The following is a 16,048-nucleotide window of genomic DNA, read 5'->3' on the forward strand; positions in this document are numbered from 1 at the left end:
TGAAAATATGCTTACTCTTCTTTTAATACTTTTGCCCATTGTGGCTGGCGTTATTACCCTCTTGGTTGGAGCTAATCTGGCGAAACAGGTAGCCTTAGTCGGCGCTCTTGCGGAGTTAGGACTTGCTCTTTTTGTATGGTCTCAATTTGATCCGTCAGCTGGTGTTCAGTTTGGTTTTAAATATAATTGGCTTGCCTCCGCAGGAATTTCTTTTGCCGCGGGTTTGGATGGGATCAGTTTCGTGCTTGTATTGCTGACTGCCTTTTTAACGCCGCTGATCATTCTTTCGACATTTGGACATACTTATAAAAACAGTGCAGCCTTTTACTCGCTGATCCTGTTTATGTCAGCGGCACTTGTAGGCGTTTTTACTGCAACCGACGCTTTCTTGTTCTACCTTTTCTTTGAAGCAGCACTTATTCCGGTTTATTTCCTTGCCGCCGTTTGGGGTGGAGAAAATCGTTTGAAAGTTACTTTCAAGTTCTTCATCTACACGATGTTCGGTAGTTTATTCATGCTTGTTGCATTGATCTATTTATACTATCAAACACCCGGAACGCATACTTCTGAAATTACAGCTTTTTATAATCTACAATTATCAGCCAAATCACAAGGATTTATATTCTGGGCGTTCTTTGTAGCTTTTGCTATCAAAATGCCATTATTTCCTTTCCACACCTGGCAGCCTGATACATATACAGAAGCACCAACACCGGCAACGATGTTACTTTCCGGTATCATGCTTAAAATGGGGGTTTATGGTCTGATCCGCTTGTTGCTTCCAATTGTTCCGCTTGGTTTGCAATCTTATGGATTGCTTGCTGTAATTCTTTCTGTGATTGGAATTATTTACGGCTCGATCATCGCGATTCAGCAGCGTGATATGAAACGCCTGATTGCTTATTCATCCTTCGCTCACGTTGGATTGATGGCGGCTGGTGTTTTTGCTGCTTCAACAAATGGCTTACAGGGAGCGATTATTCAAATGCTTGCGCACGGTATCAACGTGGTAGGTTTATTCTTTGTAATTGATATCATTCTTTCCCGTACCAAAACACGCAGTCTGGATCAATTGGGAGGAATCACGCAGGTTGCGCCTCAGTTGAGCGTATACTTTTTGATTATCCTTTTGGGAAGTGTTGCCTTGCCTTTGACAAACGGATTTGTTGGAGAATTCCTTTTGCTTTCGAGTGTTTTTGCATTCAACAGCTGGTTAGGCGCTATTGCTGGTTTGACGATCATTCTTGGTTCAGTATACATGCTTCGTTTATTCCAGATGTCCATGTTCGGGCCCAAATCCAAATGGGTTGACGGTTTCCAGGATCTGACATTCAGCGAAAAAGCGGTGTTGCTGCCTTTGGTGATTATGGTTTTCTGGATTGGTATTTATCCAAATACATTTTTGACGATTTCCGAACCGGCCGTAAGCCATCTTTTACAATTGGTAGGAAGATAGTTTTCTAAAAGAAAGAATAATTAATATAGTCTGATAGCCGAAAGCCGACCGCCGAAAGCTACTATTAATGACAAACGATAATAAATAATTATGTATCCCATTGTTTTGTTGTCAGTTCTTGGAATCGTAACACTCTTCTTAGGGTTCTCGAAATCGAAGAATATCTTATTGCCAGCTGTTCTGCTTTTCCTTGCTGTTGCACTGGCAGGTAATTTCTTTGAGTGGAACAAAGGGCCGCTGTTATATTTTTACGATATGTTCCGGGTTGATAACCTGACATTAGCTTTTAACGGCATCATACTGGCTTCTGCTTTTATGATCGTTGCCATTTCAGGAGGTTTTCAGGACAATGCAGAAGCGGAACCAGCTGAATATTATGCGTTAATGCTTTTCTCTCTGGTTGGTGCCATCATGATGGTTGGGTTTGAACATTTGATCATGCTTTTCATTGGTGTTGAAATTCTTTCCGTTGCCATGTATGTACTTACAGGTAGCAACAAACGTAATTTACGTTCGAATGAAGCTGCATTGAAATACTTTTTGATGGGAGCTTTTGCAACGGGTATCATGCTTTTTGGTATGACATTGCTTTACGGAGCTACCGGTTCATTCAAATTAAATGAAATTCAGGCTTTTGTTTCTACAACACAGCAAGCTGCTCCTTCTTATATTTTGTATGCAGGATTATTATTGCTGCTGATTGGTATGTTATTCAAAGTTTCTGCCGCACCTTTCCACTTCTGGACGCCGGATGTATATGAAGGAGCGCCGACGATTTTTACAACATTTATGTCAACAATCGTAAAGACAGCAGGTTTTGCGGCACTTTACAGATTATTATCACATTCATTTACCGGAGTATATGGTTTCTGGTGGCTGGTAATTGCCATGATCGCTATTCTTACTTTATTGGTTGGAAATATCGGAGCAACTACACAGAATAGCTTTAAACGGATGATGGCGTATTCCGGGATTTCGCACGCTGGTTATTTGCTGATCGCGTTAACGGCACTTTCGAAACCGACGCAAAACGCCATTGTGTTCTATTCGTTAGCTTATTCACTTTCAACAATCGCTGCTTTTGGTGTATTGATGTTAGTATCAAAAGAAAAGACATTCGAAGGTCAGCCGGATGAGCGTTATGATGCATTCAACGGATTAGCTAAGAATAATCCTTTCCTGGCATTTGTGGTAACGGTATCCATGTTATCGCTTGCCGGAATTCCATTAACAGCTGGTTTCTGGGGGAAATTCTTTGTGTTCAGCAGCGCCGCCGACAGAGGGATTATCTGGGTGCCTGCCATAGCGGTTTTAATGTCTGTTGTTGGTATTTATTACTACTTCCGTGTAATTATCGCATCTTACCTGAAAGAAGGTGATATCGCTGAAATTCGTGTTGCCCCGTTTTATAAAATCGTTTTAATCGTGGCTACGGTCCTTACCATCGTTTTCGGTTTGGCTCCTGGTTTGCTGGAAGGAATTTTTTAAGATATAAATTTTAATAGTTGAGAGAGCTGCACTTTGGTGTGGCTCTTTTTTTGTTACTTTTTATCTAAAATCCCGTAAGAATAAAACAGTCTCCCACAACGTTCCTGAAAATCTTCATTAGTCCATAATTACACGCTTAATTATTGTTACTATGAAAGATTTCTCTTCTCATGAAGTACCTCAGTTTAATGAAGATTTTAGAAAGTCACATTATCACCAGAATCTTATCAATTTCAGTCCGGAAGAACTTTTGGATCGCGAGCCGGTTACTTTGGATACCAAAAATATCAGTGAATTTATAAGAAATAAAAGAATCCTGATTACCGGAGCAGGTGGATCCATTGGGAGAAATCTTGTAAAACAGATTATATTATTTAAACCTAAAAGACTCATTTTAATTGATAAGTGCGAATCTGCCATATATGAATTGGATGAAGAAATAAGGGAACTGCGTATATCGGGAATTGAAATTGTTTCTTTCATCGGTGATGTTGCGGATCGTAAGCGAATGAAACCTTTATTTCAAAAAAATCAACCTCAAATCATTTTTCACGCTGCGGCTAACAAACATGTGCCTCTCCTGGAAAAGAATGCCTACGAAGCAATCAAAACAAATATTTTTGGAACAAAAGTCCTGGCCGATCTGGCTGTTGACTATTGGGTAGAAAAATTTATTTTCATATCAACGGATAAAGCTGTGAATCCCTCAAATGTGATGGGTGTAACAAAAAGATTTGCTGAAATAATTTTACAAAATCTCAACAAAACGAATAATACTACACAATTCATCGTGACAAGATTTGGGAATGTTTTGGGGACAAAGGGATCCGTAGTTCCGGTTTTTAAAAAACAAATTGCCAAAGGCGGCCCGGTTGAAATTACACATGCCAAAGTAAAACGTTATTTTATTACCATGAATGAGGCATGCCAGCTAGTCCTTGAAGCAGGAGCAACAGGTCATGCAAATGAGATATTTATATTAGATATGGGAGAGCTGGTGCCGTTGACAGCACTGGCAGAAAAAATGATCCGGTTATCCGGTCTTCAACCGGATGTTGACATTAAAATTATCTATATCGGTTTACGGGCAGGCGAAAAACTTATTGAAGAGAGATTGAGAAATGATGAAATTGATACTCCAACGCATCATCCAAAATTAAGGATCGCACAATTAGCAGCTGTGCACAGTTTTGAAGTTGACACCGTTTTGAACAAACTGGAAAAAGCACTTGATTCCGGAGAGGATAATGAAATGATATTGATTCTGAAAGACGCAATCCCGGAATATATCAGCCATAATTCAGAATTTGAAAAACTTGATATACTCCGGGCTGCGAAAGTTGAAAAGATTATTATGGAATAAACTGATTTGTTTTCATCCAATTGATACAGCGTGTAAACCACTCGTCAAATGGCGGAGTTTTCAAATAGCCATGCTCACCTTTTGAATAAATATGAAGCTCGGAAGGACTTTTAAATTTATTCAAAGCTTCATAAAACATAAGGCTGTTTGAAACAGGAACGACGGTGTCGTCTCCGGCATGCGTAATAAATGCAGGCGGCGTTGATTGGTTAACCTGGAATTCATTTGAAAAATATTTTATCTGATCGTCGGTTGCCGATGACCCGATCAAATTACTGCGTGAACCTTTGTGACTTGGCGCTTCCAGAAAACTGATTACGGGATAAACCAGAACCATGAAATTCGGTCGCACACTTGTTTTTTCTTTGTTTTCAATAAGTGATTTGTCAAAATGAGTTCCGGCAGTTGCAGCTAAATGTCCGCCAGCCGAAAATCCCATAATTCCGATTTTACTCGTATCAACATTCCATTCTTTTGCCCTTTCGCGTACGGTTTTTATCGCCTGCTGCGCATCCTGCAAAGGTCCAATACTTTTATCCCTCATGATCTTATCACTAGGCAAACGGTATTTCAAAACAAAAGCTGCGATTCCTTGTCGATTAAATGCCTGGGCTACTTCATAACCTTCACGGTCAATAACCAAAACACCATAACCCCCGCCCGGACAAATAACAACTGCGGCTCCGTTACTCTGGCCAACAGGGGGAAGAAAAACGGAAAGTGTTGGTTTTGAAACATTTCTGACCACACCTTTTGTATTCGTTTCTTCATTAGCTGCTTCCTTCGCATTAGGTATTGCGCCGGGGTATAACGGGATTTCTTTCTGAGCAAAACTTGGGAAAATGAACGCGGTCAGAAAAATGAATGATAAAAGAGATTTACGCATAATCAGATTTCAGAAAGATTCTATTGAAATTTAGTCAGTAATCGCACGGTCCAAATGGACATAACCGCCATCCACATGAATCAATTGTCCCGTTGTATGGCTTGAACGCGCAGAAAGCAAAAATGCAGTCATGTTAGCAATTTCCTCGGCCGTCGTCATTCTTTGTCCCAATGGAATTTTGCTTTCGATCGAAGCAAGTTTTTCCTCAGGATTAGGTAACGTCTGAATCCATTTTTCATATAACGGGGTATAACATTCTGCTACAATAATCGCGTTAACCCGAATACCATAAGGTAACAATTCCACCGCCCATTCACGCGTCAGTGCACTGCGTCCGCCATTTGCAGCGGCATAAGCCGAAGTTCCGCCCTGACCGGTTTCTGCTGTTTTTGATCCGATATTTAAAATAGAACCTTTTGATTTTTTCAAAGCCGGCAAAGCATGGTGAACAATCAGATAATAATGGATTAAATTACTATGAAGACTTTGGATGAATTTTTCATAACTGCCATGTTCCAGTCCGACACCGTCATTAACGCCTGCGTTATTGACAACGCCCTCAATTCTGCCAAATGTATCTTCAATTAATTTAACAGCTCTTTCACACTCTTCTGGTTTGGATAATTCTGCTGTAACCTGAAAAGCACGACCGCCTTCCTGTTCTATTTCCGCAACGGCTAATAAATTATCTTCTTCGTTTCTTCCTATAATAACAGGTATTGCACCTTCCCAGGCCAGCACATTGGCAATTCCTTTTCCAATCCCTTTTGCACCTCCGGTTACAATGATCACCTTATCCTTAAGCTCTAAATCCATGTTTTGCTGGTTCTAATGTTTTTCTAATTTTAATATAATTTACTTATTATTACATTTAATAATACGTGAGATCACCGTAAATGGGTCTCTGCTGCTTCTGAAACCAGCCTCATTCAAAGATTTATTTTTTTTACTCAGTGAGTCACAAACAAATTAAGACAATTTGCAGTAAAATTTACCCACAAAATTTGATATCAATTTAATAAGGATAAGCTTCCGGGAACTATTCTATCAAATTGGACCTTTCTATGTAAATTGTATTAATAACGATTAATTAATATAATATTTACAAGAAAATAAAATGATATTAATTGTCTTTCAGCTTCGGACAATCTAAAAAAAAGAACTAGTTTTGTGTAACATCGAAAAAGAACAATTGTTTTTTTGGTATATTATTAAGAGAAATAATTGAACTCTTTCGTTTTGAAAGAAATTTTGAATACAAAATAACCCTTGATAATAGAATGAAATATACGGTACATGCAGAAGGCAAGTTTCAATTTATCGACGAAGGAAAGGGCGAAACATTATTGCTGTTGCATGGCCTTTTCGGTGCTTTGAGTAATTGGGATGGCATCATTGAATGCTTTTCGGATCGCTATCGTGTGATTATTCCTTTGCTCCCTATTTATGAACTTCCTCCACGCGAGGCAGGTTTAGACGCACTTTTGTCGTTCCTGGAAGAGTTTGTTGCCTTTAAAAATCTGACAAATGTTACTGTTCTGGGAAATTCTCTGGGTGGTCATATTGGTTTGTTATATACACTTAAAAACCAGGAAAACGTTACACGTCTGGTGCTAACGGGTAGTTCCGGACTTTTTGAAAATTCGATGGGCGGTTCTTTTCCAAAAAGAGGAAGCTACGAATATATACGTGAACGCGTTGCTTATACATTTTACGATCCGGAAGTTGCGACCAAAGATTTGATTGACGAAGTTTTTGAAACGACTTCGAGCATTCCTAAATGTATGAGTATTGTCGGAATTGCCAAATCCGCACAGCGTCACAATCTGGCAAAAGATCTGCATAAAATTAAAGTGCCGACGTTACTTGTCTGGGGTTTAAATGATACCATTACACCGCCGCATGTAGGTTATGAATTTAACCGTTTGATCGCAGGATCGGAATTGCACTTTATAGATAAGTGTTGTCATGCACCAATGATGGAACATCCTGACAAATTTAACGTTATAGTAGAAAGCTTTTTAGAAAAACATGCATCAGTTCCGGTGGAATAGTCATTTTTTAAAGAGCCTTTAACGGCTCTTTTTTATTTTACAGAATATTCTTTTATACGAAAGTTGACAGGTATTTGATTTTTTTATAGATTCGATAAAAACACTCTTTCAGTTATGCTAGCTGCAACGTTAATTAATCCCATGATACCAATACTGAAACTTACCGATACGGTAGGTACGGCATTGGATTGGATGGATGAGTTTCGTACCCGGCAGCTTGTCGTGGCCGATTCAGGTTTGTATAAGGGGATTGTGTCGGAAGATATTCTTTTTGACATATCCGATACAACCCAGCCGCTTTCCAGAATAATCATTCAACACGAAGATGTTTTTGCTGCCGAAGACAATCATCCTTATGAGTTATTGAGACTTGTTACCCAGTTTTCGCTGGATGTTGTTCCGGTTGTTAATGAAAATAAAAATGTCACCGGGACTATTCTGGTGAGAGATCTGGTTGAGCGTTTTGTAAGTGAGCTTGGAATTCAGGAAAAAGGAGCCGTTCTGGTTTTGAAAATTGCGGAGAGAGATTATTCTTTATCTGAAATCAGCAGACTGATTGAATCAAACGGAACCAAGGTTTTAAGCAGTTATTATTCTTCGAGTGAATCACTGCATCCGGCAGATACTTCTTTGCTGACTTTGAAATTAAACCGTACCAATATTAATCCGATTATTGCCACTTTGGAGCGTTTTGGATACGATATTGAAGAAGCGCATGCCAACGATCCGATCGAAAGTGTTGATCAGGAACGCCTTGATATGTTACTTCGCTATTTAGCTACATAATATTCTCGGAATAGTACATTGCCAATCGGCATTTTGTCCCGTATCTTGCGGACTAAAAGGATCACATACTTTTTCTTTCATGAAAATAGCAATTCACGGACGCAACTTTAATGAGTCTGCTCGCCCGTTCATAGAATCTATGTTCAGTGAGTTAGCGCGTCGGAAAATTGACGTGCAGCTTTCCGAGCCGTTCCGATCCTTTTTGGATAAACAAGGCATTCAGCATTTTTCGCATATGGTTTATGGAAACCCTGACGAACTTTGTAATGCCCGAATGGTTGTGAGCATGGGTGGAGACGGCACTTTGCTGGAAACAATTTCTCATGTAGGCAAAAGACGGATTCCCGTTATTGGTATCAATGTGGGCCGTCTGGGATTTCTGGCGACGGTTTCTCCTGAGCGGATTTCTGATATGATTGAGGCGCTTGAAAATAATCAATACAAAATTGATGAAAGAACGCTCGTAAAAGTTGAATCCAATATTGATTTGTTTGAAGGAAGAAATTTCGGATTGAATGATTTTACGATCACAAAAACCGATACCGCTTCCATGATTACGGTTCATACGTATCTGAATGATGAATTCCTGAATTCTTATTGGGCGGATGGATTAATAATTTCTACGCCAACGGGTTCGACTGGGTACTCACTAAGCTGTGGCGGTCCGGTTCTTGTTCCGCATTCTCAAAATTTTATCATTACGCCCGTAAGTCCGCATAATTTAAATGTGCGCCCGCTGGTTGTTGAAGATTCTTCGGTGATCAGGCTGGAAGTTAAAAGTCGCAGTAACAATTTTCTTGTTTCCATGGATTCCCGTTCAAGGGTTGTTGACGAGGTAACTGAGCTAACGGTTAGTAAGGCAGATTTTACAGCTCGTTTGATAAAAATGCGCGACGACAGTTTTCTTGATACCTTACGAAGTAAATTATCGTGGGGATTGGATATGAGAAATTAAATTATTTCCTTTTTACCTCAATACGCACAACCACCATGCAGCTGATATTTCACTCCTTCGATCTTGAATTAAAACACACTTTCACCATTGCGCACGATTCCCGCGATATGCAGCAGACATTAATCGTCGAGCTGAAAAATGGAAATTTAAGCGGTTTTGGTGAAGCGACTTCCAATCCTTATTACGGCGCTACGATTGAGAAAATGATAACTTCTCTGGAAAGTATCCGTCCACTTATTGAAGAAGACAAGCTAACTTCTCCGGAAGAATTATGGGCAAAAGTAAATCCATATCTGAAAGACAATTCCTTTGCACAATGTGCGCTGGATGAAGCTGCTCATGATTTATTTGCCAAGAAAAAAGGACAGAAATTGTATGAAACCTGGGATTTGTCTATTGATCGAAATCCGTTGACAAACTTCACGATTGGTATTGATACTGTTGAAAAAATGGTATCAAAAATGCAGGAACTTCCCTGGCCGATTTATAAAATAAAATTAGGTACTGATGACGATCTCAGGATTGTCAGAGAGTTACGCTCACATACAACGGCTGCTTTTCGTGTGGATGCAAATTGTGCATGGTCCGCTGAACAAACGATTAAATTTTCCGGGGAATTAAAAAACCTTGGGGTTGAATTTATTGAACAACCTTTGCCGGCGGATGATATTGAAGGAATGAAAAAAGTTTTTTCGGGGAGTGCATTGCCTGTAATCGCTGATGAAAGCTGTATTCTGGAAAGCGATGTGTTGAAATGTTACGGACTTTTTCATGGGGTGAATATCAAGCTCACCAAATGTGGCGGACTAACTTCTGCCCGGCGAATGATCAAGGAAGCCAAAGATCTTAATATGACCACAATGGTTGGTTGTATGACGGAATCCAGCGTTGGAATTTCTGCTATTGGCCATTTGCTTCCGCTACTGGATTATGTGGATATGGATGGTTCTTTACTAATCAAAAATGATCCGGCCACGGGCGTAACTTTTGATTTTGGAAAGGTAATTTACGCTTCCGAAAATGGAACTGGCGCTGTATTGAAATGAAAATTTATCCCACAAGTCATCTTCCCGGCCGAAAGGTTTTACTAAATAATGATAAGGAATATCTTTATTTCAGCGGGACAGATTATCTTGGAATGGGCCATCACGATGGGTTTCTGACTTATCTAAAAGAAGGAATTTCAAATTACGGTACGCATTTTGGCAGTTCCAGAAATAACAGTCTGAGGCTGGAAGTTTACGAAGAAGCTGAAACTGCTCTGGCAAAGTTTTCCGGTGCTCCTGCGGCGCTAACGACCTCATCAGGCATGTGGGCAGGGCAGCTTTTAATGAAAGAATTGCCACAGATTATTGCTACGGATTTACAAAACAAAAATTCCCACACATCCAATATCCATTATCACTACGCGCCAAGGGTTCATCCCGCGTTATGGGGTGCGGAATATGTTTCTGCAAATTCGGATTGGGAAGAGTGGGCGAAGGATACCATTTTAGCAATTCAGGAAAGCGGCGCGGATTGTGTTCATATTATTTGTTCAGATTCCGTAGGTTCTCCTTTTGTTGAAAAGTTTGATTTTTCGATTTTTAAAACACTTCCTTTTTATCGGGAAATATATCTTATCGTCGATGATTCTCATGGATTTGGTGTTTTGGGCCAAAATGGGAGTGGAGTTTTTAAAGAATTATCTTCGATTCAGCAGGTTAAACTCATCGTTAGTTCTTCCTTAAATAAAGCACTTGGAATTCCTGGCGGTGTAATTTTGGGAAATCATAATATCATTGATTCCATCCGCAAAAGTCCATTTTTTGCGGGTGCTTCTCCTGCTGCGCCGGCTTACATTTATGCTTTTAAAAAACTGTTGGAATCAAATACCTATCCGGTTGTTCATCAGAAATTACTTGATAACGTCAGGTACATTTCGGGCAATCTAGCTCAAACCAATCTTTTTGTTAGCATCCCAAACTATCCGGTTTTTTGCAGTTTGAACAGCAAACTTTTTGATTTTCTGGAAGAAAATGGAATTATGGCTTCCTGTTTTTCTTATCCAAATCCCACAGATCCGCCCATTACAAGAATAGTAATCAGCGCGATCCACGAAAAAGAAGACCTCGACCGATTGGCCGAGGTCTGTATGAAATTTTAATATTTCTTCTTTTTATTAATTACTTTGGATTTTTATAACGGTCCTTGCAATGCTTTTTCTTCGCGTAATTTTTCTCTTGCCACTTTCAAAGAAACCAGAATACTGATTTCATAAAGCAAAAGTAAAGGAATTGCTACCAGAATCTGGCTGTAAATATCAGGTGATGGCGTAATAATAGCCGCCACAATCAGAATTACAATAAAAGCATGTTTACGATATTCACGCATAAAAGTTGGTGTCAATATACCTACTCTGGAAAGTACATAAACGACGATTGGAAGCTGAAACGCGATTCCGCAGGCCAAGGTCAGCGTAGCAACTAATGAAATGTATGAGGTTATACTAAATTGATTAATAATAGCAGGATCTAATGTAAAGTTTGCTAAAAAGTTAATAGCCAATGGTGTAACAATATAATAACCAAAGAAAACTCCTGAAAAGAAAAGAAAGGTTACATAAAAAACAGCACCACGGGCGGACCTTCTCTCTGAAGCTTTTAGTCCAGGTTTGATAAAACGCCATATTTCCCAAAAAGCATATGGAAATGCAAAGATTAACCCAGCAATGACTGATGAGGTCATACTCATTGTAAAGTTATCTCCCATTCCGATTGCCTGAAGCTGGAAGTTAAGCGCTCTGATACATAAATCGTCGTAACCAACCAGTTCCGAAAGTTTACATGACATTTGGTATGTCCAAAATTCCGGTTTGGATGGAGCAATAATTACGTAATGATAAATTTCCTGAATGTAGATAAAAGCTAAAATAGCAAAAACCAATATTGATCCAATTGCACGGATAACGTGCCATCTTAATTCTTCAAGGTGTCCAATAAAAGACATCTCCTGGCCATCTCCTTCTTCTTCTTCGTGCTCAAATTCTTGATCTAAGGGCATACAATTTTAAGTATTAATCACACTATATACGGGCAAAATCAATATTACGATCTTTTTTGTTAACTAAAAGTCGAAATTACTCAAAAAACCCGCCGGATCATTTCGACGGGTTTTTCTTAATAAATTTATAATCAGGACTTAGTCCATGATAAACGGATAATCGTTCTCTGCGTAAACATCTGTATATGCTTCTGATGGATCCGGGAAATCGGAGTCTTCAGCAAACTGAACAGATTCAGCAACGATTTCTTTTACCTTTTTGTCAATCGCTTCAAGATCTTCTGCTGTTGCAAGATTATTATCCAAAATTACAGCTCTGATCTGCTCGATCGGGTCACGGTGTTTGTATTCCTCAACCTCTTCTTTTGAACGGTATTTTTGAGGATCAGACATTGAGTGTCCACGATAACGATAAGTACGGAATTCAAGGAAAGTTGGTCCGTCACCTTTACGTGCACGTTCAGCTGCGCGAGAAACTGCTTCGTGAATCGCTTCCACGCTCATTCCGTCAACTGGTTCCGAAGGAATATCGTAAGCTTCTCCTAATGTGTACAATTCGGTAACATTGGATGAACGCGCAACCGAAGTTCCCATCGCGTAACCATTGTTTTCAACAACGAAAATAACAGGCAGTTTCCAGTTCATCGCCATGTTCAGCGCTTCGTGGAATGCACCCTGGCGAATCGCTCCGTCACCAAAGTAACAGATACAAAGTTTACCTGTTTTGTTATACTTTTCAGCAAAGGCAATACCTGCTCCTAAAGGAATTTGTGCGCCAACGATACCATGTCCTCCAACAAAGCCATTCTCTTTATCGAAAATGTGCATAGAACCACCTTTTCCTTTGGTCGTTCCAGTTTTCTTTCCGTAAAGTTCAGCCATAATCGCTTTTGGATCTGTTCCCAAAGCCAATGGAATACCGTGGTCGCGGTAAGCAGTTATGTATTTATCTCCTTTTTCCAGCGCAGTGGCAGCTCCTGAAGAACATGCTTCCTGACCGATATAAAGGTGACAAAAACCACGGATTTTCTGCTGTCCGTAAAGCTGGCCAGCTTTTTCTTCAAACCGGCGTTGTAATAACATGTTCTCGAACCAGAACATATAGCGTTCTTTCGAATGCTGTAATTTGGGAGCTGATGCTTTCTTTTTTTCAGTAACGGTGGCCATGTATTTGGTTCTCGTTTATAAAGACAGAACTTTGTCTTAAAGTTAGTGGTTTGAACAAGATCTGTTTTTGCCGGTAGACGACGCAAATGATTTGCGAAAATAAGCATAAACTATATAACAAAGAAGTTCATGTGGTTAGAAAAGCTCCATCTTACGTACTTTAAGAGCTATGAAGAGAGAGGTTTTACGTTTGGAGAGCGTGTAAATTGTCTTGTCGGAGAAAATGGAAGTGGGAAAACGAACCTTTTGGACGCGATTTACTTCCTGACGCTCACAAAAAGTGCCTTTCATAACCAGGATGCATTGGGCATCCGTCATGGACAGGATTTTTTTATACTGGACGGAATTTTTAATGAATCTGAAAAAAATATTCAGATTACTTGCAGTTTTCAACGCGGTCAACGAAAAATTTTCATGGCCGACAAGAAAAATTACGATCGGTTAAGCGATCACATCGGACTTTTCCCTCTGGTTTTGATCGCGCCAAATGACACCGATCTGATCCGTGATGGCAGTGAAGAGCGCCGAAGATTTTTTGATGGCGTACTTGCCCAGGCAACTCCGGAATATTTGAATGATTTTTTACAATACAATAAAATATTAACCCAGCGAAACGGCTTGCTCAAACTTTTCGCAGAACGAAATTATCTGGATGAAGATCTGCTGGATACTTACAATGAGCCACTGATAATTCTTGCAATAAGAATCTACCAGCACCGACGTTCGTTCATGGACAGATTTCTTCCCTTGTTTAGAAAATATTACGAATTTTTGAGCAGTGGAAAGGAACAAGTTGATGTGTCTTATGAAAGTGAAGTGGCATCCGAAGATTTTGCCCAGGAATTCAGGAAAAACCGTTCAAGAGATCTTCACGCGCAGCGGACGGGAAAAGGCGTGCATAAGGACGAATACGTTTTTGAGATAGATAGCATAACCTTAAAAAAATTCGGCTCCCAGGGACAGCAAAAATCTTTTGTTATCGCACTAAAACTTGCACAGTTTGAATTGTTGAAAATTGAAAAAGAAAAAACACCAATTCTTTTGCTGGATGATATTTTTGACAAACTGGATGATAGAAGAATAAATAAACTAATAGAGTTAATTGATGATGGTTTTTTAGGGCAGGTTTTTATAACCGATGCAAGACCCGAACGGTCACAAAAAATATTGGAAAAAGTAAAAGCAGACGTCCGCTTCTTCGAAATAAATCGGTAAGGTTAAACGCAGAGGTAAGGGTGTTTTGCGCGGGGTTTTGGGAGTTTTTTTAAGTTTGATAAAAGGAGTTAAGCTTGTGTTCCGGTTTATAATAAATGAACAGCGAACTCAGCGCTTAACTCCCTTTACTCAGCGTTTAAACGTATTTTGTATGTAGCTCTTTGGCTTGGGCTACGAATTGGATGATATTTTTGACAAACTGGACGACAGAAGAATAAACAAACTAATCGAGTTAATTGATGATGGTTTTTAGGCCAGGTTTTTATTACAGATGCCAGACCGGAACGGTCACAGAAAATATTGGAAAAAGTAAAAGCAGACGTCCGCTTCTTCGAAATAAATCGGTAAGGTTAAACGCAGAGGTAAGGGTGTTTTGCGCGGAGTTTTGGGAGTTTTTTTAAGTTTGATAAGAGGAGTTAAGCTTGTGTTCCGGTTTATAATAAATGAACAGCGAACTCAGCGCTTAACTCTTTTTACTCTGCGTTTAAACGTATTTTGTATGTAGCTCCTTGGCTTGGGCTACAAATTCTTTTACTTTTTGTTCTTCGTCTTTTTTGCAGATTAGTAATACGCCGTCGTATTCTGCGACGATGTATCCATCCAGACCGTTAATTACAACCAGTTTTTCCTGAGGCGTTTTTATGATACAATCCGTTGTGTTATGAAGAATAAGCGTTCCTTCTGTAACGTTTTGGAATTCATCTTTTTGGGAAACTTCATATAATGATTTCCATGTACCAAGATCCGACCAGCCAAAACTGCTTAATACAACGTGCACATTATCAGCTTTCTCCATGATACCATTATCAATGGAAATACTTCCGCAATGAGAGTAGGCCTTGCTGATAAAAGATTCTTCCGTTTCGTGGTAATAATGCGTTTCACCGCTTTCAAAAATTTCTGCAATATCAGGCTGATACGTTTTCAATGCACGTTTAAATGCACGCGCATTCCATACAAAAATACCTGCATTCCAAACAAAATCTCCGCTGTCTAGAAACTGCTCAGCTAATTCAAGATGCGGCTTTTCTGTAAAAGATTTTACTTTTTTAACAGTCAACTTATCAGGAATATACTGGATATATCCATAGCCTGTGTCAGGTCTTGTCGGTTGGATACCCAGCGTTATCAGGATATCCTCGTTTCTGGTGGCACCAAGTGCAATTTTAATCGTATCCTTAAATATTTCTTCCTTTAAAATAATGTGGTCGGCAGGTGCCACAACAATATTTGCATCAGGATTTTGTGAAGCGATTTTGTAGCATGCATATGCAATACAAGGAGCAGTATTTCTCCTATGCGGTTCCAGAAGAATCTGGTCGTCCGACAACATTGGAATTTGCTCTTTTATAATGTTTTTATATTCCTGGCTGCTTACTATATAAATATTTTCCGGCGGACAAACGCCATCAAAACGTTCAACTGTTTGCTGCAAAAGTGTTTTTCCGGTTCCCAGTACATCATGAAATTGTTTCGGAAAATCGGTACGGCTGAATGGCCAGAAACGTGTACCAACTCCTCCCGCCATGATGATCACAAATGTATTTTGCATTGTAGAAGTGTAAAGTTATTTATAGCGTATTAGATGCGGTAAAGCTAAGGATAAACAATTGATGTTGCCAATTTTCGTCTTTTC

The 16,048-nt window shown here is 39.5% G+C and carries 14 protein-coding genes and 1 pseudogene; 10 read left to right on the top strand and 5 right to left on the bottom strand.

Annotated elements, in window-relative coordinates; translation table 11 throughout:
* Positions 1-7 precede the first annotated feature (7 nt).
* From IEE83_RS29225 to IEE83_RS29235, 3 genes are all read left to right on the top strand, one after another.
* Positions 8-1,456: a complex I subunit 4 family protein gene (locus tag IEE83_RS29225; protein ID WP_194124267.1), complete on the top strand. Its 1,449-nt coding sequence runs from the start codon at positions 8-10 to the stop codon at positions 1,454-1,456.
* A gap of 90 nt (positions 1,457-1,546) precedes the next feature.
* Positions 1,547-2,944, top strand: coding sequence for an NADH-quinone oxidoreductase subunit N (locus IEE83_RS29230; protein WP_194124268.1), 1,398 nt, complete (start codon positions 1,547-1,549; stop codon positions 2,942-2,944).
* Between the two features lie 151 nt (positions 2,945-3,095).
* On the top strand, positions 3,096-4,307 hold the full coding sequence (locus IEE83_RS29235; protein WP_194124269.1) for a polysaccharide biosynthesis protein: 1,212 nt from the start codon (positions 3,096-3,098) through the stop codon (positions 4,305-4,307).
* Here the strand turns inward: IEE83_RS29235 and IEE83_RS29240 are convergent.
* Entirely contained in the window at positions 4,297-5,193 is an 897-nt protein-coding gene (locus tag IEE83_RS29240; protein WP_194124270.1) for an alpha/beta hydrolase, read from the bottom strand. The genes IEE83_RS29235 and IEE83_RS29240 overlap by 11 nt on opposite strands.
* Before the next feature lie 30 nt (positions 5,194-5,223).
* Complete coding sequence (locus tag IEE83_RS29245) at positions 5,224-6,009, bottom strand: L-fucose dehydrogenase (RefSeq protein WP_194124271.1); 786 nt, start codon at positions 6,007-6,009, stop codon at positions 5,224-5,226.
* A gap of 464 nt (positions 6,010-6,473) precedes the next feature.
* On the opposite strand from IEE83_RS29245, the gene IEE83_RS29250 reads away from it, so the two are divergent.
* The 5 genes from IEE83_RS29250 (at position 6,474) to IEE83_RS29270 (ending at position 11,134) form a co-directional block, all read left to right on the top strand.
* Complete coding sequence (locus IEE83_RS29250) at positions 6,474-7,247, top strand: alpha/beta fold hydrolase (protein WP_194124272.1); 774 nt, start codon at positions 6,474-6,476, stop codon at positions 7,245-7,247.
* 114 nt (positions 7,248-7,361) lie between these two features.
* Positions 7,362-8,033 carry a CBS domain-containing protein gene (locus IEE83_RS29255; protein WP_194124273.1) on the top strand — a complete coding sequence of 224 codons (672 nt, stop codon included), beginning with the start codon at positions 7,362-7,364 and terminating at the stop codon, positions 8,031-8,033.
* A 79-nt stretch (positions 8,034-8,112) separates the two neighbouring features.
* A complete protein-coding gene (locus tag IEE83_RS29260) occupies positions 8,113-8,988 on the top strand; it encodes an NAD kinase (RefSeq protein ID WP_194124274.1) in 876 nt (291 codons plus the stop codon).
* 35 nt (positions 8,989-9,023) lie between these two features.
* On the top strand, positions 9,024-10,034 hold the full coding sequence (locus IEE83_RS29265) for a dipeptide epimerase (protein WP_194124275.1): 1,011 nt from the start codon (positions 9,024-9,026) through the stop codon (positions 10,032-10,034).
* Positions 10,031-11,134, top strand: a complete 1,104-nt coding sequence (locus tag IEE83_RS29270; RefSeq protein ID WP_194124276.1) for an aminotransferase class I/II-fold pyridoxal phosphate-dependent enzyme — start codon at positions 10,031-10,033, stop codon at positions 11,132-11,134. Before IEE83_RS29265 ends, IEE83_RS29270 begins: the two co-directional genes overlap by 4 nt.
* Positions 11,135-11,166: 32 nt before the next feature.
* On the opposite strand, the gene tatC is transcribed toward IEE83_RS29270, so the two are convergent.
* Both tatC and pdhA read right to left on the bottom strand, forming a co-directional pair.
* Positions 11,167-12,030 carry a twin-arginine translocase subunit TatC gene (gene tatC / locus IEE83_RS29275; protein WP_194124277.1) on the bottom strand — a complete coding sequence of 288 codons (864 nt, stop codon included), beginning with the start codon at positions 12,028-12,030 and terminating at the stop codon, positions 11,167-11,169.
* A 138-nt stretch (positions 12,031-12,168) separates the two neighbouring features.
* Complete coding sequence (gene pdhA, locus IEE83_RS29280) at positions 12,169-13,197, bottom strand: pyruvate dehydrogenase (acetyl-transferring) E1 component subunit alpha (protein ID WP_194124278.1); 1,029 nt, start codon at positions 13,195-13,197, stop codon at positions 12,169-12,171.
* Positions 13,198-13,326: 129 nt separating this feature from the next.
* On the opposite strand from pdhA, the gene recF reads away from it, so the two are divergent.
* Positions 13,327-14,412: a DNA replication/repair protein RecF gene (gene recF / locus IEE83_RS29285; protein ID WP_194124279.1), complete on the top strand. Its 1,086-nt coding sequence runs from the start codon at positions 13,327-13,329 to the stop codon at positions 14,410-14,412.
* 178 nt (positions 14,413-14,590) lie between these two features.
* Positions 14,591-14,760: pseudogene (locus tag IEE83_RS33080) on the top strand (DNA replication/repair protein RecF); the annotation flags it as partial.
* A gap of 136 nt (positions 14,761-14,896) precedes the next feature.
* Here the strand turns inward: IEE83_RS33080 and IEE83_RS29290 are convergent.
* A complete protein-coding gene (locus IEE83_RS29290) occupies positions 14,897-15,964 on the bottom strand; it encodes a mannose-1-phosphate guanylyltransferase (protein WP_194124280.1) in 1,068 nt (355 codons plus the stop codon).
* Between the last annotated feature and the right edge of the window lie 84 nt (positions 15,965-16,048).

The sequence above is a fragment of the Dyadobacter subterraneus genome (assembly GCF_015221875.1).
Taxonomy (GTDB): Bacteria; Bacteroidota; Bacteroidia; order Cytophagales; family Spirosomataceae; genus Dyadobacter; species Dyadobacter subterraneus.

Excerpts from the sequence above, each read along its gene's own strand:
- IEE83_RS29225 (WP_194124267.1), top strand. The coding sequence starts at position 8 with ATGCTTACTCTTCTTTTAATACTTTTGCCCATTGTGGCTGGCGTTATT.
- IEE83_RS29230 (WP_194124268.1), top strand. The coding sequence starts at position 1,547 with ATGTATCCCATTGTTTTGTTGTCAGTTCTTGGAATCGTAACACTCTTC.
- IEE83_RS29235 (WP_194124269.1), top strand. The coding sequence starts at position 3,096 with ATGAAAGATTTCTCTTCTCATGAAGTACCTCAGTTTAATGAAGATTTT.
- IEE83_RS29240 (WP_194124270.1), bottom strand. The coding sequence starts at position 5,193 with ATGCGTAAATCTCTTTTATCATTCATTTTTCTGACCGCGTTCATTTTC.
- IEE83_RS29245 (WP_194124271.1), bottom strand. The coding sequence starts at position 6,009 with ATGGATTTAGAGCTTAAGGATAAGGTGATCATTGTAACCGGAGGTGCA.
- IEE83_RS29250 (WP_194124272.1), top strand. The coding sequence starts at position 6,474 with ATGAAATATACGGTACATGCAGAAGGCAAGTTTCAATTTATCGACGAA.
- IEE83_RS29255 (WP_194124273.1), top strand. The coding sequence starts at position 7,362 with ATGCTAGCTGCAACGTTAATTAATCCCATGATACCAATACTGAAACTT.
- IEE83_RS29260 (WP_194124274.1), top strand. The coding sequence starts at position 8,113 with ATGAAAATAGCAATTCACGGACGCAACTTTAATGAGTCTGCTCGCCCG.
- IEE83_RS29265 (WP_194124275.1), top strand. The coding sequence starts at position 9,024 with ATGCAGCTGATATTTCACTCCTTCGATCTTGAATTAAAACACACTTTC.
- IEE83_RS29270 (WP_194124276.1), top strand. The coding sequence starts at position 10,031 with ATGAAAATTTATCCCACAAGTCATCTTCCCGGCCGAAAGGTTTTACTA.
- tatC (WP_194124277.1), bottom strand. The coding sequence starts at position 12,030 with ATGCCCTTAGATCAAGAATTTGAGCACGAAGAAGAAGAAGGAGATGGC.
- pdhA (WP_194124278.1), bottom strand. The coding sequence starts at position 13,197 with ATGGCCACCGTTACTGAAAAAAAGAAAGCATCAGCTCCCAAATTACAG.
- recF (WP_194124279.1), top strand. The coding sequence starts at position 13,327 with ATGTGGTTAGAAAAGCTCCATCTTACGTACTTTAAGAGCTATGAAGAG.
- IEE83_RS29290 (WP_194124280.1), bottom strand. The coding sequence starts at position 15,964 with ATGCAAAATACATTTGTGATCATCATGGCGGGAGGAGTTGGTACACGT.